At 45.8% G+C, this 20,306-nt stretch carries 16 protein-coding genes and 1 pseudogene; 6 read left to right on the top strand and 11 right to left on the bottom strand.

What is annotated here, in order from left to right; genetic code table 11:
- The first annotated feature begins 199 nt into the window (after positions 1 to 199).
- On the top strand, positions 200 to 658 hold the full coding sequence (locus QUA50_RS08485) for a peroxiredoxin (protein ID WP_333265751.1): 459 nt from the start codon (positions 200 to 202) through the stop codon (positions 656 to 658).
- 129 nt (positions 659 to 787) lie between these two features.
- On the opposite strand, the gene QUA50_RS08480 is transcribed toward QUA50_RS08485, so the two are convergent.
- Together QUA50_RS08480 and hpf are read right to left on the bottom strand one after the other, a co-directional pair.
- Positions 788 to 1,426 carry a Uma2 family endonuclease gene (locus QUA50_RS08480; RefSeq protein ID WP_333265753.1) on the bottom strand — a complete coding sequence of 213 codons (639 nt, stop codon included), beginning with the start codon at positions 1,424 to 1,426 and terminating at the stop codon, positions 788 to 790.
- Between the two features lie 174 nt (positions 1,427 to 1,600).
- Complete coding sequence (gene hpf / locus QUA50_RS08475; protein ID WP_333265755.1) at positions 1,601 to 2,254, bottom strand: ribosome hibernation-promoting factor, HPF/YfiA family; 654 nt, start codon at positions 2,252 to 2,254, stop codon at positions 1,601 to 1,603.
- A gap of 151 nt (positions 2,255 to 2,405) precedes the next feature.
- Between hpf and lipB the strand changes: the two genes are divergently transcribed.
- Positions 2,406 to 3,089, top strand: coding sequence for a lipoyl(octanoyl) transferase LipB (gene lipB, locus QUA50_RS08470; RefSeq protein ID WP_333265757.1), 684 nt, complete (start codon positions 2,406 to 2,408; stop codon positions 3,087 to 3,089).
- Between the two features lie 63 nt (positions 3,090 to 3,152).
- Here the strand turns inward: lipB and QUA50_RS08465 are convergent, their stop codons facing one another.
- A complete protein-coding gene (locus QUA50_RS08465) occupies positions 3,153 to 3,377 on the bottom strand; it encodes a helix-turn-helix domain-containing protein (protein WP_333053918.1) in 225 nt (74 codons plus the stop codon).
- 948 nt (positions 3,378 to 4,325) lie between these two features.
- On the opposite strand from QUA50_RS08465, the gene QUA50_RS08460 reads away from it, so the two are divergent.
- Positions 4,326 to 4,673, top strand: a complete 348-nt coding sequence (locus tag QUA50_RS08460; protein ID WP_333265759.1) for a hypothetical protein — start codon at positions 4,326 to 4,328, stop codon at positions 4,671 to 4,673.
- A 177-nt stretch (positions 4,674 to 4,850) separates the two neighbouring features.
- Here the strand turns inward: QUA50_RS08460 and QUA50_RS08455 are convergent, their stop codons facing one another.
- Both QUA50_RS08455 and QUA50_RS08450 read right to left on the bottom strand, forming a co-directional pair.
- Positions 4,851 to 5,408, bottom strand: coding sequence for a single-stranded DNA-binding protein (locus tag QUA50_RS08455; RefSeq protein WP_333265761.1), 558 nt, complete (start codon positions 5,406 to 5,408; stop codon positions 4,851 to 4,853).
- Positions 5,409 to 5,611: 203 nt separating this feature from the next.
- Positions 5,612 to 8,155, bottom strand: coding sequence for a mannose-1-phosphate guanyltransferase (locus tag QUA50_RS08450; RefSeq protein ID WP_333265763.1), 2,544 nt, complete (start codon positions 8,153 to 8,155; stop codon positions 5,612 to 5,614).
- Positions 8,156 to 8,725: 570 nt separating this feature from the next.
- Here QUA50_RS08450 and QUA50_RS08445 point away from each other — a divergent pair.
- On the top strand, positions 8,726 to 8,923 hold the full coding sequence (locus QUA50_RS08445; protein WP_333265765.1) for a hypothetical protein: 198 nt from the start codon (positions 8,726 to 8,728) through the stop codon (positions 8,921 to 8,923).
- Between the two features lie 7 nt (positions 8,924 to 8,930).
- Positions 8,931 to 9,668 carry a class I SAM-dependent methyltransferase gene (locus tag QUA50_RS08440; protein ID WP_333265767.1) on the top strand — a complete coding sequence of 246 codons (738 nt, stop codon included), beginning with the start codon at positions 8,931 to 8,933 and terminating at the stop codon, positions 9,666 to 9,668.
- Positions 9,669 to 10,205: 537 nt separating this feature from the next.
- On the opposite strand, the pseudogene QUA50_RS08435 reads toward QUA50_RS08440, so the two are convergent.
- The 4 genes and pseudogenes from QUA50_RS08435 to glpX all read right to left on the bottom strand — a co-directional run bounded on the left by QUA50_RS08435 (position 10,206) and on the right by glpX (position 17,492).
- Positions 10,206 to 11,403 (bottom strand): annotated as a pseudogene (locus tag QUA50_RS08435) (IS4 family transposase).
- 224 nt (positions 11,404 to 11,627) lie between these two features.
- Positions 11,628 to 14,648 carry a UPF0182 family protein gene (locus tag QUA50_RS08430; RefSeq protein ID WP_333265772.1) on the bottom strand — a complete coding sequence of 1,007 codons (3,021 nt, stop codon included), beginning with the start codon at positions 14,646 to 14,648 and terminating at the stop codon, positions 11,628 to 11,630.
- Between the two features lie 368 nt (positions 14,649 to 15,016).
- Entirely contained in the window at positions 15,017 to 16,309 is a 1,293-nt protein-coding gene (locus tag QUA50_RS08425; protein ID WP_333265774.1) for a glutamyl-tRNA reductase, read from the bottom strand.
- Between the two features lie 145 nt (positions 16,310 to 16,454).
- Positions 16,455 to 17,492 (bottom strand): class II fructose-bisphosphatase, encoded by a 1,038-nt coding sequence (gene glpX / locus QUA50_RS08420; RefSeq protein WP_333265776.1) that lies wholly within the window; start codon positions 17,490 to 17,492, stop codon positions 16,455 to 16,457.
- Positions 17,493 to 17,985: 493 nt separating this feature from the next.
- Here glpX and QUA50_RS08415 point away from each other — a divergent pair, with 493 nt between their 5' ends.
- Positions 17,986 to 18,603 (top strand): CP12 domain-containing protein, encoded by a 618-nt coding sequence (locus tag QUA50_RS08415; RefSeq protein ID WP_333265859.1) that lies wholly within the window; start codon positions 17,986 to 17,988, stop codon positions 18,601 to 18,603.
- A 120-nt stretch (positions 18,604 to 18,723) separates the two neighbouring features.
- On the opposite strand, the gene QUA50_RS08410 is transcribed toward QUA50_RS08415, so the two are convergent.
- Together QUA50_RS08410 and QUA50_RS08405 are read right to left on the bottom strand one after the other, a co-directional pair.
- Positions 18,724 to 19,110, bottom strand: a complete 387-nt coding sequence (locus QUA50_RS08410) for a VOC family protein (protein ID WP_333265778.1) — start codon at positions 19,108 to 19,110, stop codon at positions 18,724 to 18,726.
- Positions 19,111 to 19,260: 150 nt separating this feature from the next.
- Positions 19,261 to 19,932, bottom strand: a complete 672-nt coding sequence (locus QUA50_RS08405; protein WP_333265780.1) for an SOS response-associated peptidase — start codon at positions 19,930 to 19,932, stop codon at positions 19,261 to 19,263.
- Positions 19,933 to 20,306: the final 374 nt, after the last annotated feature.

Raw genomic sequence — 20,306 nt, 5'->3', positions numbered from 1 at the left:
AGCTTCTCCAATTAATCCGCCTAACTGCGAATCGCCTGCATCCCGATGTTGTCAAAAGAGTTTTTTTGTTGGAGTGCGACAAAGCAAAAATGGGAGGCTGCCGAATCGGGCGATCGCCACTGCGAACAATTGCTCAAAAAAACAGTACAATAACAAAAGTTAAAATTTCACGCCAACACATCTACTAAGTTAAAAAAACATGACCGTCAAAGTAGGAGACACCGCACCCGATTTTACCTTACCATCTCAAACTGGCACATCAGTCAGCCTCAAAGATTTTAAAGGTAAAAAAAACGTCATAGTCTACTTTTACCCCAAAGACGACACACCCGGATGCACCACCCAAGCTTGCGCTTTTCGAGATAGCTACGAAGTCTTCAAAGACGCAGGCGCAGAAGTCATAGGAATTAGCGAAGATTCGCAACAATCGCACCAACAATTTGCAGCCAAATATCAGCTACCATTTACACTGCTGAGCGATACGGGGAATAAAGTGCGGCAATTGTACGGAGTTCCAGCTACACTGTGGATTATGCCCGGTAGAGTAACTTATGTCATTGACAAAGAAGGCGTTGTCAAGCATATTTTCGACTCGATGTTAGACTTCAAAGCACACGTTGCCGAAGCACTCAAAACTTTGGAAGCTATTAAAAGTTAGGTGGATTTGCTTAAATATATTGTTGGTTGTGAGGACGAAAGTCCTCATCTCTCATTGTCTAAAAAACCAGAAACAACTAAATTCCTGACTGCGAACTAAGGGTTTTTAGTGAGGAAGAAAGTTCTCAGACTAGAGGTTTTCCCGTACCCAATTTTTAAAAGCTTGAATAGCGTGGGTTCTACCAGCAACTTGACTCTGCTGAGTGTACTGATTCACCAGTTCGACAATCGGGATATTAGGGAAAGTGGGACTAACATCAGACTCAATATATTGTTCGGCTTGCAAGACCTTGATTTGTAGCCCTCGCCGTGCGTATCGCCAAAGTTCCGGCACTCCTAGAATTTGATAATTATCCAACTGCGTGCGAGAGGTAAGATCAATTTCTATAGCTAAATCTGGGGGCGGATCAACACTCATATCGAGGCGATTTTTACCTATAACGGCTGCTTGATTTTGAATGTAAAAACAGGTATCCGGTTCTACAGCCTGACTCATGCGTTCATTTTTCAACGTTGTCGAACCCAATGACTCAAATGCTATTTGTCGTGTTTCCAACAAAATTTTCACCATGTCGCCAATAATTTCTTTGGCTTTTTCATGTTCGGGCAGAGGAACCATAATTTCTAACCGTCCGTTACTATAGGAAAGTCGGGAAGCACGACGTTCTCCTAATTCCGCCAAAATACTTTCAAATTGTTGCCAGTTAACATCCTCAACCAGTAATTGCTGACCAGGCTGAATCTTTAATTGTCTTAACTCCAATAGCATAATTGTTCATCCATTTTCTCTAGAAAATATCCGCAAAGTCCTGACTACGAATCATGATATTAAAAAACAAGAAAGGACTAAAGTTCTTACTAAAAACTCGTGGTTCGTAGTAAGGACTTTAGTCCTTTTTTGCTAACGCCTTGCAGCCATTAACAATTAGCACTTAGCAATTATCTAGCTTTTTGCAACACTCGATTTTTCAGGTGCAGCGCTTTCGGCAGTTTTGCCATTTTTGCTATTACCGTTACCGTTGCTGTGGCGGGGTTGGATAACTCCATAGCCACCGTGAGTCTTGCGTTCGTAGAGTACGTTAATTTCGTCTGTTTCCGCATTGCGGAACATATAGAAATCGTGATCGATAATCTGCAATTGTTCCAAAGCTTGTTGCACAGTCATTGGAGGCATAGCAAAATACTTAGTCCGTACAACCTCAGCAGGAAGTTCGGGAGTTCGATCGCCAATCAGATCCGCTACTACAGGATGTTCTTCAACTACCGTAACTGTTTTGGCACTACTCTGGATTTTGTTGTCGTGGCGTTTTTCCTTAAATTTCCGCAGTTGACGAGCTATCTTGTCGGCAACCAAATCTATGCTGGCATACAGGCTTTCCGTGCTTTCTTCAGCCCGAATCACGCTGCCGTTAGCATAAATTGTCACCTCAGCAGTCTGCTTAGGATTGATCCTGGGGTTACGAGCCACCGATAGATGTATGTCCACTTCCGTAGTCAAAGTTTGAAAATGGCTAACTGCCTTTTCCACCTTTTGATTGACGTACTCGCGAATCGCATCGGTGATTTCTATATTTTTACCCTGGATAACAAGCTTCATAGAGCTCCCTCCCTTCTGTAACTTGGGTATAGTTTATACAATAGCACTATGTATTCTGGAAAACACTTATCTTCCAAATCTTTTATTATATGTTGACAATTCTTGATTTAAGCTGGGCCAATATTCCGTAAAAATACTATTGATTTTTTGCATGGTTTCTCCTCTAATCCATCAACCACTAAATGCACAACCCTGCTTGCTCCTCAATTGGGGACAAGTGCCCTACTCCCAAGCTTGGGAAATCCAGCAAAAACTCGTGCAAGAACGCCGCGACAACCCAGATTTGCCAGATGTCCTGATTCTGCTGGAACATCCGCCGGTTTACACTTTGGGAATGGGAGCAAAGCTGGAATTTCTGAAATTTGACCCAAGTCAAACGGGGCCGGAACTGCACCGAGTTGAGCGGGGCGGCGAGGTGACTTACCACTGTCCTGGCCAATTGGTGGGCTATCCGATTTTAAATTTGCGCCGTCACCAGCCTGATTTGCACTGGTATTTGCGGCAGTTGGAGGAAGTGCTGCTGGGCGTGCTGGAAGTTTGCGGGTTGAAGGGTTCGCGGGTTCCCGGTATGACTGGGGTTTGGGTGGATGGGTGCAAGGTAGGCGCGATCGGCATTAAAGTCAGCCGCTGGATTACGATGCACGGTTTTGCCTTAAATGTTTGTCCGAATCTTGATGGTTTTAAGCAAATTGTACCTTGCGGGATTCCCGATAGACCTGTTGGCAGTTTAGAGCAGTTTATCCCCGGAATTGAGGTCGATCGAGTGCGATCGATCCTTGTCGCTGAGTTTGCTCGCGTTTTTGCAGTGGAAATTGTGCGATTCCCTACGGGATAGCTTCGCTTCACGAATGTGTAGGGTGCGTCGCTGTCCACCTTACTACTAACCGCAGTCGGTTTTTTAAGTGCGATCGGGCTGGTCTTCCTCATACACCATTAAATCGCCCGGTTGGCAGTTTAGCGCTTTGCACAGAGCATTGAGAGTGGATTCGTCAATTCTCGTGAGGCGACGGCGGGTTTTGAGTCTCGAAAAGGAAGTTGGGTGCATTCCCACCAAAGCAGCCAACTCTTTATTGCTGATATTTCGCTCGGCCATTACAACTGCCAATTTCCAACGGATGACCACTGTTGATGCTCAATTAATAGCCTGGACTTTGCAAGCTGATGTTACCATCCCGCAACCTTCACTATCCTTTAATTAACCGCTACGGTAAATTATTTGAGCTTGGCAGTTGACTAAATTGGGAAAATGAACTAGACTCAGGATGTACCAACGGAAAAGCGATCGCCCCTTGGCCTCGAAAACTCAAGGGCGATCGCTATCCGACTATTGTGTAGTTAAAACTCATGATATCACAGCCTTGCGTCAGTTCCCGAGCTCCTGCGCGAAGAAATTCCCGACGCACCCACCGGCAAGCAACCGATCCGATTGTTGATTTGCGGGATTCCCAAAGGAGTCGAAAGCATCATCAATCTGCTGCACGTTTTAGGTTTTGCCGAAGTTGGGGAATGGAGCCCGCCTTTACCGTCCCCGATCTCCAGTGAAGTAATGCGGATTTTGACCCGTTACTGGAAAGAATAATTTTTCAGGGCGATCGCCCTTTATTGATTGAACTGCGATCGCTCTTAAATTATCAAAAACATCAGGCTTAATTCTCCACCCAATCACTTAAAAACTCAACCGTAAGGATGCTAAATATCGAATCGAATTAACGCGGCGGTGTTTGCGAGACTTGGGGGTATTCTAGAGATAATTTTAACAGTCTGTACTTAGGAGCGCGAATTAAATAACTTACAATTTTAATTGTTATTGTGGGATGGGCTCTTATAGCCCGTCCACTCATGACGGGCTATAAGAGCCCATCCCACTTTCTAGAGTGGAAGTTATTTAATTCTCATTGCTTACTGATTCAAGAATTGAGAGAATTGGTGGTACGATGCGCGATCGCCGGCTTCTATAACCTTAGAGAGAAGCAAGACCCATGCAAAAATACGTCCTAAGAGTTTTGCGATCGCCCCTAGAATCAGGTAAGCTTCTTGTTAATTATTGCGCTTCGCTCAGGAGAAAAAATTTATGGCAGATATGTCCGGTCAAGACCCCTCGGAAATTAAAATGGCGACGGTTGATGAAGAACAAAAAGGCGCAACGTTTAGCGGTACTGTCATCCTTGCGATCGATACCGAGGGCCCAGGGGAAGTCCTTTTCTTCAGAGACTTTTTGATTGAAGATTATAAAGGCGAACTTACCGCTTATCTGGCAACAGATGGCAATATAACGAAAAGCATTGATTTAGGCGAACTTAAGCATAAGAACGGCAGCTTTAAGCTGCCAATTCCGCTGGGGACAGATACATCACCCTACAATACAGTCGTGCTGCGCGACGAAAAAAGCAAGAAAAAAGTTGTGACGATCGAGCTGTAAAATTTGCAATGAGAGCTCCTAGTTGGGCCAAATTCGTTAGTGCAGCCCTCGAAGAGGATCGCCCTCTTTTTTCCTGAAGTACGCGCGAACGAAGCTATCCCGTAGGGAATCGCTCTTAAATTAAGGTGCGTCACTTTCGATCCAACAGTCGAGTTGTAAAGTGATGCACCCTAATTTTTAAAATGGAATCGGATCGTAATCGGGATTTTCCGGTTCGTTAGACGAACCCGACTGGCGATCGGACTCAGAATTTGAAGACTGATGCGAGTTCCAATCCGAACTAGACGTGCGATTAGGGCTGCTTGGAGCGCTATTAGAACTGCGCTTGTGCGAGCCTAAAGGTACTACATTGCTCGGCACATTAGCCGGGGCGGTGTCGCGAATTTGAGCCGGTTCCGGGGCGGTTCTAGCAGCAGGAGCCGAACTCACGGCATCGGCACCGACACTGTAAATCCTTTGAGCTGTCAGTTCAGCGCGCTTTTCTTTAATCCCGTCTCTTTCGATCGTATTCATGCTCAGCCGTCCCTCAATAATCACGCGATCGCCCTCGTGATATTTCTCGTGAATTTCTTGAGCAAAATTGCCCCATCCTATCACTTTCAAATGTTCGGGCGGATCTTCAGGTTTTGGGCCTGGAAACTGCACCAGCATCTCAGCAATTTGAAGTTGATTGTCAGGAGTATAACGGAGTTGCGGTTGTTGAATTATTTCCGCCATCAAAATGCAGCTATTCATCTGTTATCTGTACGTAATTGGGAATTGGATGTTGAAGAAGGCAGGAGGCAGAAGGCAGAAGGCAGAAATAGCTATCCGTGTACCGATGACTTGTGGGTCTTGCTTTGGGGAATTGCCAATTGCCAATTGCCAATTGGTAATTGGTAATTGGTAATTACTGATTTTACTGCGCCCGATCGCTATTACTTGTCACCGATTACGGATTACACGTTACCAAATTTATCTTGGAGAACCGCCGCCTCGGCTTGACTGACAAAATCGTGAACGAGGGCGCGGTACTCCTTCAACGTTTCAGATACCCAATCTCGATCCTCACTGTTGGCGAAGATATGAACGGTCGGTTCACTGGCATCGGGTAAAACTAATACCCAATTGTCGTCGCTGTAGTTAAAAATCTTCACTCCATCTAATAATTCTAAACGATCGGGCGAATGAGTTTCTACTAAATGTCGCATTAGCGAACCCTTGATAGTCCAAGGACAGCGGACGCTGTAACTGCGGTGGGTGATGCGGGGAAGTTCCGCCTTGATCTGTCCGAGCGATCGCTCCTGAATCGTCATCATTTCTATCACTTTAGCAATGCAGAACATCCCGTCAAATCCGGGATGCAACTGCGGGAAAATAAAACCCATAAGGCCGCTGCCGCCCAAAACCACATTCGGGTTCCTGTTAGCGGCTTCCATCAAAGCAGTTGGGTTCGCCTTCGTGCGGATTACCTTGCTTTGATAGCGTCGGGCGATCGCCTCCACCGCAGAAGACGCATGAACCGGCACTACTACTGTACCTTTGGGATGAGAAGTCAGCATCAAATTTACCATCAACGCCGTCAGCATTTCCCCGCGAATCGCTATCCCAGACTCATCTACCAAAATGAGCTGTTCGCCGTTGGCCGACACCTGCACTCCAAAATTAGCGCTGAGTGCTTTCACCACCCGGCCGAGTTGGTCGAGCAAATATTCCCGTTCCCCGTTGCTTAGAGAAGTCTGCTTGAGACTGGCATTGAGAACCACCGCATCGCAGCCGAACTTGGCAAGCATTTGGGGCAAAATTGCTCCAGAAACCGCGTAAACGTAATCGATTACCACCTTAGTATTGCTGTAGCGTATTGCCTCAACATTCATCTGCCGCTCAAAAATGCGGTTGTAAACTTCAAGAGCTTGGTTAAAGTACGTCATCTCTCCAATTTCGGGAATTAGAGCACGCCGCAAATCTTCCTTAAAATAAGCCCCCTCGATTTTTTTCTCAGCTCCTTTAGTAATATTGATGCCTTTGATGTCGAAGAATTCAATTAAAATGTGGTCGGAGCGATCGGGCGAAATGCGAACGTGAATGCCGCCGGCAATTGATATCGTAGACGAAACCGTGCGCGCGATCGGAATTGCCGTCGATTCCAAATTGACCACATTAATTCCCACCGACATCAAACCTGCAATCAAAGACCTCGAAACCATCCGCGAAATGCTCCGCTGGTCGCGAGAAACCGATACCGCAGTCCCCGGTTTCAAAGTCGAGCCATAAGCCGCGCCCAATTTTACTGCAAATTCCGGGGTAACATCCACATTTGCCAGTCCTTGAACGCCGCGCTGACCGAACAAATTCCGCTTAGCTTGTTCTCCCCAAATTAAATTTTGATTTAACAGAGCGCCGGATTCAATATTTTTGCTCGGCCAGACGCGCACGCTTGGCCCCACTTGTGCTTCTTCTCCCACGATGGACATCGAACCGACGACAGCACCTTCGAGGACGTGAGCGCGCCTGTCTACGCGGGTGCTCCGGCAAATCACGCAGGCCCTAAGATGAGCGTCTTCACCGACAATTGCTCCGTTCCAGACGATGGGACGTTTGAGGTTCGCGTCGGCCCCGACTGTCACGTTATCTCCGATCACCGTACCTGCATCGATTTTAACTCGGGCTCCAATTCGGCAATTGTTGCCGATCGTGGCCGGTACTTCGACGATCGCGCTATCGTCAATAAAAGTATTCTGACCTACCCAAAGTCCCGATCTAACTTCGTTGTAGTAGCTCAAATCCAGTTTGACCTTTCCCCGCAGCGCGTCGTACTGAGCTTCCCGGTAAACATCTAGCTGGCCGACATCGCACCAGTAACCCTCGGCGATGTAGCCGTACATCGGCTCGTTTTTTTCCAGCAGCAGCGGAAACAAGTCATTCGAGAAGTCGCACTCCTGATTGACCGGCAGGTAATCCAAGACCTCGGGTTCTAAAATGTAGATACCGGTATTGACGGTATCGGAGAAAATTTCGCTGCTAGAAGGCTTTTCCAAAAATCGGCTGATGCGGTAATTTTCCTCGGTAATCACGACCCCGAATTCCATCGGGTTGGGAACGCGAGTTAAAATTAACGTGGCTTTGGATTGCTTGCTGCGGTGAAATTCGATCGCAGCCGTCAAGTCGAAGTCTGTGATGCTGTCGCCGCTGATGACCAGAAAAGTGCGATCGAGCAGTTCAGCAATATTTTTGACGCAACCAGCCGTACCCAGCGGTTGGTCTTCCTCCACAGCGTAAGTCATTTGAACGCCAAACTCTGCCCCGTCAGTAAAATATTCGCGCATGACATCGGGAAGGTAGTGCAGCGTCGCAATAATTTCCGTAATCTGATGCCTTTTTAGCAAATTAATAATGTGTTCTGCGATCGGGCGATTCAGAATCGGCACCATCGGTTTGGGCAAATCGCACGTCAGGGGTCTGAGCCTAGTTCCCGATCCCCCAGCCATCAGCACTGCACGCATAAAATCCTCCTTGCTTAAAAAGCTCTCTACCGCTATTGTCCGCTAGAAAAAGTTTGCCTGCTGTAATTCGTCGGCCGCGAGCTATCAGTTCTTAGTTAATTATCTTTGAGTAGTGACACGTCTGGTAAATCCCGTTCGGCCAGGCCCTCCCCCAACAGCAACCGATTTCAACCGAATTAGAACTTGTGGCATCGCACCAATCCCCCGGTCGATCTCGGATTTGTAGGGGATGTTGGGTAATACCAGTTAAAAAACATAATGCAACTGTAGACCCGTACTCGAAACCCTTATCTCATCAGTCATTCCCCATTCTTTAATTCTTCACTTATTCAATCTTATAAGTCCTCAGAACGATCGACTTTTACCAGAAGTCCCTTCTTGCTTGCTCGGTGAAAGCTATTTCGGGGGTGTTATTTTTAAGTTTGTGGCCAGCGGGGATTTTGCAGTCTCTTTCGGAAGGTGGAATTACTGCAGCTATCGCTGTGCCTTGGCGTCTGATAAATGATAGATTAAGGGTAGCCCTTTGACTAGCTGACCCAAAATCCTATCCATTGCTTAGGGGTTTTTTAAATGAGTACGTTAATTAGCTTGGCATTGCTGATCGCTTACGGTGGCGGTATTTGGAAATTTTGGAATGGGTTCGATCGCACTAACTTCGATCGAACTTTTGCAAATCGCCTGAAGCTCTCCCTGCTCTGGCCCGCGTTAATTTTTAATAAGCCTTACCGCCAAAACTTTACAAAAGCTCTCAAAGCTTCTAAAAGGTAATTCAAGAATGTCTAAAAAGTCCGAACGCCCAGCAAGTACAAGCGAGCCAACTTGGTTTGCCAAAGGCAAATCAGATAGCTGGCAAGTTTTACTATCGCAGGTTGCTGCCCGGTTCGATCGCGAATACCGAGGAGAAGCTTTCGCCTTACCCGAAGAAGTCGAAGCAATGCCGATTTTCCTAGAATCAGTCGCAGGAACTCTCCAAGCAAAAACAGTTTCTCCCTTCTGGAAAATTGCCAAACCTCAAAAAAATCAGCGCTGTTTAGACATTGGCTGCGGAGTCAGCTTTCTCATCTACCCTTGGCGGGATTGGGAAGCCTATTTTTACGGTCAAGAAATCAGCAGCGCCGCGCGAGACGCCTTAAACGCTCGCGGCCCTCAGCTCAATTCTAAGCTGTTCAAAGGCGTAGAATGGGCCCCCGCTCACCAGTTAAATTACGAAGAGGCTCAGTTCGATTTATGCCTCGCTACAGGCTTTAGCTGTTACTATCCCATAGACTATTGGAGTATTGTCATGGGAGAAGTAAAGCGGGTACTAAAACCGGGCGGTCATTTTGTTTTTGATGTCCTCAACCCCAATGCTCCTTTAGCAGAAGATTGGGCAATTTTGGAAACTTATCGAGCCGGCGAAGTATTTTTAGAGACAATAGAAGATTGGGAAAAAATGATTAAAGCTGCGGGCGCTAAGGTAGTAAAAAAGCAAAGTGGCGACTTATTTCAAATGTATAAAGTTCAATACAATTGAGAGGTTAAGGAGAATAGGTAATTAGCTTTGCAGTCAAAACTTCAATCGTCAAAAGTCGGCGTCGGGCGGACGAAAAATACAGCATATTCCATGTATATGTGGTACATACCATAAAATCGATCGCCGGCTTTTTGGTGCGTCGCCCGCGGGTTCTGGGCAAGTTTTATCCAATATGAAGCAGCGACGCACCCTACAGATTAACACCACATAACCCTCTTGAGTCACTTTCGGTAGAGATGATTATCCTACTCCTATTCTAATTAAAGTAGGGTGCGTCGCCGCCAGAATTCTGATTGTTTACGACTATCAACGAGCGACGCACCATACCGCTATACTCTCGCCCGAAGTGACAAAAGAGAGATAATAGAGCTGCTACTGTACTTCATGAAGCTGGAATATGCTGTAACTTGATTCTTAATGGAGAAAGTAGGGTGCGTCAGCAAGTAGAAATTAGTTTGAAAAACAACAAATATTCAAGCTGACTCACTCTAAGGAATGAGAATTAAATAACTTCCACCTCAAGGGGTGACAACCGGGCTACAAAGCACTCTGGATCAGGGATAGAGCGTGAATTCCTTGTTGAAAATTGAGTCGTTTGTGGGGTTTGAGATTCATTAGATTCCAAGCTAAATCCGACCAATTCTGGAAAGATTGACCCCAATCGGGAGCGTGCAATCCCATCCAAAAAATGCTATAGCGCTCTGTTGAACGTCCGGTTTCAGTGGGACGACAAATATACTCAGCAACAGTTCGATGCGGTAAAGAAGCACCTTGTAAAGTGGCTAGAGTATAAGCGATAGAAATGACTAAAACGAGCGCCATTAACCGCCGCTCGTTGACTTTTGTATTTTCCAGATTATAGCCTCCGGTTTTTAAATCTCGAAACATGGTTTCGATGCCCCATCGAGCGGCATAAACGGAGAGAGTCCGAGGTAAGCTCTTCAAACTGGTCAGAATATACCAAGGTTCTTTTGGCTGGCGACCCCGATATTTCCGTTTCCAGTAAGCCGCCAAATTAAAGTCTCCAAGGTGATGGGCTTTTGTACAAGAAATATTGGCATAAAATCGAGACGTTCCTGGTTTAATATCCAAGTCTTTGAGCGCTCGATAAACCGCATTATCATCGGCAATACAAGTCCCTTTTTTCTGTCGCAATGCGAAGTCTATATTCCTTTGCTTGAGCCAATAAGCTAGTTGAACGCTGTGAAATTCGCGGTCGGCTAATACCAGAACTGGGTAAGGCTTTAACAGCCGCAATACTGGAGTTAAAACTTTTTTCTGTTCGCGCAGACTACTGCTCCCTTTTTTGGGTAATATTTCCCAATAAACGGGAATCGCGTGCTGACCCCAAGCTAAACTTAACACAATTAAATTTCGTTCTTGCCCGCAGCGTTCGATCGACAATTAAGAACAGATGTCCTTGATGAATGAGTTGGAGTTTCTTGGCTCGTCTTCGTTGTTGTCGATTACTCGGTTGGCTCCTCCACTCTTGCTTGAGGAGCTGCTTGATGATGGGAAACCACAACAGTTTTGCTGTCAGTTGAGGTAAGTCTAAAAACCGTTGCAGATTTCTCACTCGACTTTCATATTTTATCAGTTGTGGAAATTTGTTGGCTAAAGTAGATAAGCTAACATCTCGATAGCTTTGTAGCATTAACACCAACAATTGTAGCGTTAGATACTGGCGAGGATTTAGATGCGTCTCGAAAACTTTTTGGTATAATTGAGGGAACATATATTTTTGTGTGGGGGTCACAGCGACCCCCAATTTTTTGGGGTTATGGTTGGCTCAAACCCTTATTCTAGCTGATTTTCAGCCCCCTTGTCACCCCTTGAGCGTTTTCGCTGGCCTCGGAATAATAAAATAGAGTCAACACTTAACACTCAACCATTCAGTTTTCCGACCCCTAGTCAACAGTCAACAGTCAACAATCATGACGAGTTCAACTGTAATTGATATCATTCATTGTTTAAAGCTGGTGCTGTTCCTTCTAAAGGTCGAATAATGGCCGGTTTATTGGTAGATTGTTGCTGAAAAAGTGCTTTGAGTGCCAATTCAAGATTTTCTGCCATGACGATGCGGTTTTCGTAAACAGCAATAACTCTGACTAAAGTTGGCAAACTATTGCGCTCTGCTTCTAAGTAAAGAGGTTCCACATACAGTAAAGATTGTTCAATAGGAATTACTAATAAGTTTCCTTGAATTGCTTTTGAACCCTGGCGATTCCAGAGAGATATTTGTTCGGAAATAACAGGATCTTGGTTAATTAAAGCTTCTATTTGTTCCGGGCCGTAAACTAATCGCTGTTTGGGAAACAGATACAACAGCAATTTTCCGTAATTGCCACCATCAGATCGCCCTGCAATCCAAGCCATTAAATTGTTGCGGCTTATCGGTGTAAATGGGAGGAGCAAAATAAACTCTTCTGTTGTTTCCGTTGGCAGTTTCGTAATCAAATAATAGGGTGCTACGGGCTGCTGTTCGCTGCCATAAATTTCATTGGGAACTCGCCACAAATCCTCCCGATTGTAAAATACTTGCGGGTCTTCCATATGATAAGTTAGCAAGCGTTCTGATTGAATGCTCAGCAAATCTACTGGATATCTGATATGTTTGCGAAGAGCCGGAGGCATTTTGTCAAGGGGTTTGAATAGTCCGGGAAAGATAGCCATCCAACTGTTAATAATCGGATCGGATGGATAGGCAACATAGAAGTCAACAGACCCGTTGTAGGCATCAATTACTACTTTGACGGAGTTACGGATGTAGTTAAACTCATGATTTCCCGGATCGGAATACGGATAGCGAGGACTTGCTGTATAGGCATCGATAATCCAGTAAAGATAGTTGGGAGATTTATCATTAGCGGCGGGTGCAGGTTTAATTTTGTTGCCATTGTCCTCCCTGGCTTTTTCTATGTCATCATTGCTAAGATTAGCGTTTGCTACAACTAAATACGGGTCAGAATCGTAGCGCAAAAAAGGAGCGATCGCCCGGACTCTTTTATTAATATTTCGGCGGTACAGCAATTTAGTTTCTGGGGTAAAATTGCGGGTAAGCGCCATTTGCCAATTTTTGAGATAATTAGCAAACAGCCAGCGCCTCCATATAGAACCGATCGCAATCCCGCCCCTACCGCTGTAAGTATTGTAAACATTTTCTTCGCCGCTGGGATAGTCGAATTCTTTGACTTTTGTGGGCGTCATCACGTCTGTATCGGTGATTTCGCCGTAGTAAATTCGCGGGTAGCCGATCGGAATACTGGCCCGAATTCGATCGCTAGTGACTTCCAAAGCAGTCTCTCCTTTCTGGGCTGCAACTCCAATATCTTTGACAAAATAATCTGGTAAACCGCCGACACCGACTCTGTTTACGGGAGAAAGAGTAAAGCCGTAACCGTGAGTGTAAACTAGGTGTTCGTTCACCCAAGTTTGAGCATCGGGGGCAACTGCTGTGTAATCTAATTCCCGCGCTGCCAGAAACACTTGTTGACTTTCCGAATCTCCCTTTTGTGCTTTTTCCTTTTTGATTGTGTAGCGATCGATATCGGCATCAGGAAATGTATAATATGGTCTAATTTGCTGTAACTGTCGCGTCGTTTGCAGCAGCGGTCGCTTGTCCCACAGGCGGATGTTGCTAATAGTAAGTTGATTTTTTTCTAAGTCTGAATAAGTAAGTTTTCCGGCGGGATCGAAGGTCTTTATTTCGATTGTGTTGAGGTCAAAAGCTTCTTTAGTAAAGGCAATGCTGCGCTCAATGTACGGCTGTTCTCGTGCTAGTTCGTTGGGTTGAACTATGAGTTTCTGCACAATTTGTGGCAGCAGCAAACCTCCCACAAAAGTTAAAGTTACCCATGCTAAAATAATTTTTTTTAGGAGTTCGTTTTTAATTTTGAATTGGTAAACCTGCCACAGCATCAAAAGTGCGATCGTCGCGGCCACAATACTCAAAAATCCATAGAAGGGCAGTCGCACCGTCACGTCAGCATAATTTGCCCCGTAAGTAACGTCTCCCCGCGAATACAGCAATGCGTAGCGCCCCAACCAGTAGCGGAATGCGGCGGCTAGCATGGAAGCTGCACCCAACCCGTACAAGTGCCGCTGCTGCGATCGAGAAAACCCCAAAAATATCCCTTGACTCAGGCTATTTCCCGACAGCAAATATGTTAAAGCACAAGATACTAAACTGTACAAAAATACAACTGTCAGCCCGAATCCTAGCAAATCTAAGACTGGTAAAATAAACACATAAAAGCTAATATTTTGATGAAAAAGAGGGTCGGTCGTGTTAAAATTAATAGGGTGAAAATATTGCAAAACATTTGTCCAGCGACTGGCGACAATCAGCCCGATCGCCAAACTGAGAAAAAGGGCGATCGCCCGCAGCCAAAAATCAGGCTTAATTGCCACAGCTAACATTGTCCCCAGCAGCAAACCCAACTGCCACCAGCGAGAAAATAGCTGCACCGCCCCTTGCTGGATGGACTCAATTCCCAACTGCACGGGCGGTGGAGGTAAATTGTCAGCTATACCGAAATAGGCGATACTGCTGGCAGCTAACAGCCCGCAGTGAATTACTGTCAAAGTAGCGATCGAACTCAATCCGAATACTGCCAACAGCAACCAAGAAAAGGTAATTTGGGATTTAGCACCAGGTATTTCGTAATTCTTCTCGCTATTCTTCCCCGCGTTGTTCGCCCTCAGTGAAGCGAATAGCGCCCCCACAACCGGCGATTTTCTTTCCTCTGCGGGATGTTGCAGGCGGCGGGCTAAAGCCAAATTTCCGAGCAAAAAGACAGAAGAAACAGCAATTGCGATCGTCGCCAGCAACGCTTGAGTTTTCAGCTTTAAGAGAAAAACCTGAAGATATCCAACTTCCTGAAACCAGAGAATTTCTGCCGCCATCCGGGAGGCAAATTCAAAAACCAGCCACAGCCCCGCAATCAGTAGGATTATTTTATAAATTCGCCTATTAGTCATTACTTATTGGTTGCATGATACAGCATATTCGGTGGTTGATGAAGTACAGTAGCCGCTATATTTATGTTGTGTGATTTTAATATGTAGGGTGCGGATCTGCGACATTTTAAATAGAACTTGCAGATTGACGGGTGTATCCGCACCTTACTTGCTAGAAAATTGTGTGTACTACATATACATGGAATATGCTGTAACTTATATCGGGTTCGAGCAATTTACCCTCCCGCATGATGCTTTTGCCGCAAGGGTTGGAGGCATTTTTATTCATGGTAATTGACCGGATATAATATGACTCCTGCTTTCGGTTCAGCGACTAACTGCTTTCGGGCCAACTGACTAATGACTAATGACCAACGACTAATGACAAACTAGCTGTACTGCTGATTGACATCCACATCCAAATTAAACAGTGTTTGCAAAGTTTGCATCGCTTGTCGCCGGGCCTCAATATCCTGCTGAGCCCGCAACTGTACCATCGGATCGTGCAAAATCTTATTCACAATCCCCCTTGTTAAAGATTCAATCACATCTTGATGTTTCTCCGAAAATTCCGAACCAAGACGCGATAAAGCTTTTTCTAACTCTTGTTCCCGAATCAATTCTATCTTATCCCGCAAACAGCTAATAGTAGGAACGGTTTCCAGACTGCGCCACCATAGATCGAAAGCCTCTACTTCCTGTTCCAGCAAGCCCTGAGCTTCCATTGCCATTTTGCGGCGGCTTTCGTGATTTTGAGCTACCACTGCTTTCAAGTCGTCCACATTAAACGATCGCACATTAGCCAGTTCGTTTGCATCCGAGTCAATGTTGCGCGGCACAGAAATATCCACCAACATCAAAGGGCGATTCGGGTCTAAAACCGCTTCCAATTTAGCTTTATTTAACAGCGGATCGGTAGCTGCCGTACTGGTAAAAACCAAATCTGAACTGGCAATTACCTGCATCATTTCCGAGAGCTGATACAGGTGCAATTGTGCATCTTTAAACTGACCTGCCAACTCCAGGGCGCCCCGCACAGAGCGGTTGACGATCGAAATATGGCTAGCTCCTTTTGAGAGCAAATGCTGCACTAAAAGCCGCGACATTTTGCCAGCACCGATAATTGCAATTTTGCTGCTTGCTAAATGCTGACCCTTCATTTGAGCCAATTCTGCCGCCGCCGAACTAATCGAAACTGCACCGGTACCGATGCTAGTTTCCGTGCGAACTCGCTTCCCTGCTGTGAGAGCTTGCTTGAACAAGCGCTCTAAAATTCTGCCTACACCTTTGTACTGCTGGGCGAGTTTGTGAGTTTGTTTCACCTGAGCCAAAATTTGTCCTTCTCCGAGCACCAAACTGTCGAGGCCAGAAGCCACTCGCATCAAGTGCATCACCGCATCTTCGTGCAGCAAAATAAACAGGTGAGGGCGCAAAGACTGTAAAGGAACTTTACTGCATTCGGAAAGGAACTGAATAACCTCTCGCACACCCGGTTCCGACTCGCTGGTAACAATATAGATTTCTAAGCGGTTGCAAGTGCTGAGGATGGCAACCTCTTGAATGTGGGGGTAGCCGCGCAATTGGGCGATCGCGGCTTCAACTTTCTGTTCTGGAATGCTCAGTTTTTCGCGAACTTCTACCGGCGCTGTTTTGTGGCTGAGACCTACGACTGCAATATTCATATCTGTGATTTGTCACTATTTCTTTCTTAGTTGTTAACAGTCACCTGTTATTAGTTCTTAGTTTATCGCTAATTGCTAATCACTGGTGACTGTTCACCGTTAACTGTTAATTGTTAACATTTAACTGTTAACCACTAACTAATCACTAATTCAATTGCAGAGATTTCGGCTGGTCAAACATATGGATTGTATCCACAAATCGAGCCGTTTTCGACTGAGAAGAAATTACTAAACTTTCAGTGCGAGCGCCGCCGCCAAAGAAGCGAACTCCATCCATCAGCGTTCCGGGAGTAATCCCGCAAGCTGCAAACAGAACTGTTTCTCCAGATGCGAGCTCTTCAGCATTGTAAATCTTGTCTGGGTCTGTGATGCCCATCTCTTTCAGGCGGGCGATATTGCTCTCTTTGCTTTCACCGATCAAACCAGTTTTTACAACAGCCGGATCGTAAATTAACTGCCCTTGGAAGTGACCGCCCAAGCAGCGCATTGCTGCTGCGGAAATCACGCCTTCGGGTGCTGCGCCAATACCCATAAGTGCGTGGATGTTGGAACCAGAAAACGCGCAAGAAATCGCTGCCGAAACGTCGCCGTCGCTGATCAGCCGAACTCTTGCACCCGCTTGCCGAATTTCATTAATTAAATCTTTGTGTCGGGGGCGATCCATGACCACCACCACCAAATCTTCAATACTGCGGCTGAGACAATCAGAGATAATTTTGAGGTTTTGAGTGGGCGTTTTGCGAATATCTACATGATTCTTAGCAGCCGCAGGAGCAGCCAATTTGTTCATGTAGAAATCCGGTGCCGCAAACAAACCACCTTTTTCAGAGATTGCCAAAACTGCCATCGAACCGTTTTGACCGTAAGCCACCAGGTTAGTACCTTCGCAGGGGTCAACAGCGATGTCAATTTCGATCAATTCATCTATGTTGCAGACATCTTTGGCATCTTCGCGGGTACAAATACCTACTTGTTCGCCGATGTAAAGCATGGGTGCGTCATCGCGTTCGCCTTCGCCGATCACGATGCGGCCGCGCATATGAATTTTGTTCATGCGCTCCCGCATGGCTTCTACAGCCACTCTGTCGGCTTCATCTTTTTCGCCTTTGCCCATCAAGCGAGCGGAGGCGATGGCTGCCTGCTCAACTACTTCGATAATCTCTAAACCGATTACATTGTCCACGAACTAGATCCTCCCAACTGCTGATGCGTGCCTTGTGCTCTTTTGCACTCCCAGCCATCAAGTTTATCAGAGGCGGGGATCTGTGCGAGCGCAAGCAGTTGCTTAGTTTGTGTTAACTTTTGCTTCTTTGAGACTGGGGCTGGAAAATCTGAGTCCAACAAGCTCAAGGATCGATCGCCCCCATACTTCACTCTTGCTTGGACGATCGCACGCTAGCCCCGTCTGAGCGCTAAATCGCGGACTCCAGAGGTTCCGGGGCAGCCAGGGGCTGTTTCAGGCAACTTGTCATTCCGAATGCCGTTAAAGGTTTTATGATTAGTTTGCGATCGCACGATTTCTCAGAAACCTGGTTGCTAGACCGGATTTATCGTTACTAAACCCAAAATTTTGGTAGAAACCGGGTTTCTGAGGGTTAGTCCTAATGACGATCGCAAATCAAATGGACAGCCCCAAATCGGGAAGCAGTAGACTTTATCAGCGGGAAGCAATAAAAATGATGATGAAAGCCCAAGATATTATGACCACAGATGTTGTTACCATTCGCGGTTCAGCAACGGTAGCTGAAGCGGTGACGATGATGAACGATTTGTGTTTGCGCGCGTTGATTGTGGAACGCCGCCACGAACAAGACGCCTACGGCATTGTCACGGAAACGGATATTGTCTATAAAGTAGCAGCCTACGGAGTAGACCCGAAAAAAGTTCGCGTCTTCGAGATTATGACCAAACCTTGCATTACGGTCAATCCTGACTTGGGCGTGGAATATGTGGCTAGGTTGTTCGCGAATACCCGCATCCGTCGGGCGCCGGTGATTAAGGACGAGCTAGTGGGCATTATTTCGGTCACGGATATATTGACAAAAAGCGATTTTCTTGAGAAGCCGAAGAGTATTTTATTTGACGAAGAAATCGAACAGGCGATCGCGGATGCCAGAACTATCTGTGCCGAAAAAGGCGCTACTTCTAGAGAGTGCGCGGTAGCCTGGGATATTGTAGAGGAAATGCAAGCTGAGGCTTCTCACCAGCGATCGATGAAGCTTGAAAAAACGGCTTTTGACGAGTATTGCGAGGAAAATCCCGAAGCTGCTGAAGCGCGGATGTACGAGAGTTAATTTAGTTATTAGTCATTAGCGATTAGTTATTAGTTATCAACTCTTCTTTAGGGATTGATAACTAATAGCTAACGACCGGAAATAGCTTTTTTTCGGCGAACCTCACGAAAAATAAAAATCTTAAGTGTTTGTCCCAGTCATACAAAACACGTTCAGCTTATTCCCATCAAGATCCCGAAAATATCCGGCATAAAACCCCGGCAACACGCCTCTTGGTCCTGCTGCCCCTTCATCCTTAGCCCCAAGTGCGATCGCTTTGTTATAAACTAAGTTAACTTTTTCTGGACTGTCAACTTGAAGAGCTATCATTACTCCATTGCCAACAGTTGCTGTGTTACCATCAAAGGGTTTTGTAATAGCAAGTGCTGGTCGATCTGGAGAAACGCTCCATGCGATAAATCCGTCGAATTCCATGAATCGTCGAGCGCCAATTTCAGCAAGCAAAGCATCATAAAACTTTGCTGCACGTTCAAGATCGTTGGTACCCAATGTAACGTATCCTATCATATTTTTTGTCTTCTAACTGATGTTAAGATTAAAAAAATGTTTGAGCAAATAACAATTGAGTTAAACTGATCGTTAGAAAACCAAAGCTAGAGCTCAAACATCATTTTACATCATAACTCAAACTATCTCGGTTTTGTCCGCTCCCATGATTTATTGCCGATCGCTAATACATTCGGGACTGTCTCTACTTGGACTGTTGACGATCGCACTTACCGCCTTTGCTTTCATGGCTTCGGAAGCATAGGGCTTTAACAAGGGCAAAACTTCCCGAGCATTTTTAACAGAAGGATCGAGCCACTGTTCCCAATCGCTGTCGGGGATAATCACCGGCATTCGATCGTGCAGCGGCTGCACTGTTTCGTTAGCAGCGGTAGTAATTATAGTGCAAGATACAATGTTTTCTTGTTCTGGAGATTCCCAATTTTCCCACAAACCGGCAAAAGCAAAAGGTTCGCCGTCTGCCTTTTGAAAATAGTAAGGCTGTTTGTTCTTTCCCTGCTGCTGCCATTCGTAGAAACCGTCAGCGACTATCAAACATCGCCTGTGCTTGATGGCGCTGCGAAAAGCAGGTTTTTCGGCTACAGTTTCCGATCGCGCATTGATCATCTTGCTGCCTATTTTCATGTCTTTTGCCCAACTTGGAATCAAACCCCAGCGCATAAATTGAAACTCTCGCTGCATTTTTTCTGGTTCAACTGTTACTGTGGCAACTGATTGAGTAGGGGCGATATTGTATCGCGGTTTGATATCGGGAACTTGGGACAGTTTGAAGAATTCGGCGATGATTTGAGCTGAAGTAGTTAAAGTGTATCGTCCACACATAATTTTATAGTTGTATTAACGCGGTTTTTACCGATTCCGGCAGTTCGACAGTCGGGTAATCCGGCAGTCCGGCAGGGGTTGAAACCCCTGCCTCAAAGCTAAAGTCGGTTAAAACCGACTGGAAATACGAGCTCAATATCTATCTATTTTAGTTCTCTTTTAGAGGACTTTAGCTATGAGACAGGGGTTTTTAACCCCTGTCGGACTGTCGGAGTAAAAAAGCGGGGGGGCGAGACACCCCACAAGAAAATTCATTATTTGTGGAACAGGCATTTTGCCTGTTCTTGCGGGACACCTCACAAGAAAATTCATTTTTTGTGGAACAGGCATCTTGCCTGTTCTTGGGCGGGCGAGACACCCCACAAGAAAATTCA

The sequence above is a fragment of the Microcoleus sp. M2_D5 genome, assembly GCF_036701935.1.
Classification (GTDB): Bacteria; Cyanobacteriota; Cyanobacteriia; order Cyanobacteriales; family Microcoleaceae; genus Microcoleus.
This window is presented reverse-complemented; position numbering and strand designations above follow the sequence as displayed.

Coding starts and splice junctions, on each gene's coding strand:
- QUA50_RS08440 (WP_333265767.1), top strand. CDS start 8,931: ATGTCTAAAAAGTCCGAACGCCCAGCAAGTACAAGCGAGCCAACTTGG.
- QUA50_RS08450 (WP_333265763.1), bottom strand. CDS start 8,155: ATGCGTGCAGTGCTGATGGCTGGGGGATCGGGAACTAGGCTCAGACCC.
- lipB (WP_333265757.1), top strand. CDS start 2,406: ATGGTTTCTCCTCTAATCCATCAACCACTAAATGCACAACCCTGCTTG.
- QUA50_RS08425 (WP_333265774.1), bottom strand. CDS start 16,309: ATGAATATTGCAGTCGTAGGTCTCAGCCACAAAACAGCGCCGGTAGAA.
- QUA50_RS08455 (WP_333265761.1), bottom strand. CDS start 5,408: ATGAATAGCTGCATTTTGATGGCGGAAATAATTCAACAACCGCAACTC.
- QUA50_RS08485 (WP_333265751.1), top strand. CDS start 200: ATGACCGTCAAAGTAGGAGACACCGCACCCGATTTTACCTTACCATCT.
- QUA50_RS08415 (WP_333265859.1), top strand. CDS start 17,986: ATGATGATGAAAGCCCAAGATATTATGACCACAGATGTTGTTACCATT.
- QUA50_RS08480 (WP_333265753.1), bottom strand. CDS start 1,426: ATGCTATTGGAGTTAAGACAATTAAAGATTCAGCCTGGTCAGCAATTA.
- QUA50_RS08430 (WP_333265772.1), bottom strand. CDS start 14,648: ATGACTAATAGGCGAATTTATAAAATAATCCTACTGATTGCGGGGCTG.
- QUA50_RS08405 (WP_333265780.1), bottom strand. CDS start 19,932: ATGTGTGGACGATACACTTTAACTACTTCAGCTCAAATCATCGCCGAA.
- hpf (WP_333265755.1), bottom strand. CDS start 2,254: ATGAAGCTTGTTATCCAGGGTAAAAATATAGAAATCACCGATGCGATT.
- QUA50_RS08445 (WP_333265765.1), top strand. CDS start 8,726: ATGAGTACGTTAATTAGCTTGGCATTGCTGATCGCTTACGGTGGCGGT.
- QUA50_RS08410 (WP_333265778.1), bottom strand. CDS start 19,110: ATGATAGGATACGTTACATTGGGTACCAACGATCTTGAACGTGCAGCA.
- QUA50_RS08460 (WP_333265759.1), top strand. CDS start 4,326: ATGGCAGATATGTCCGGTCAAGACCCCTCGGAAATTAAAATGGCGACG.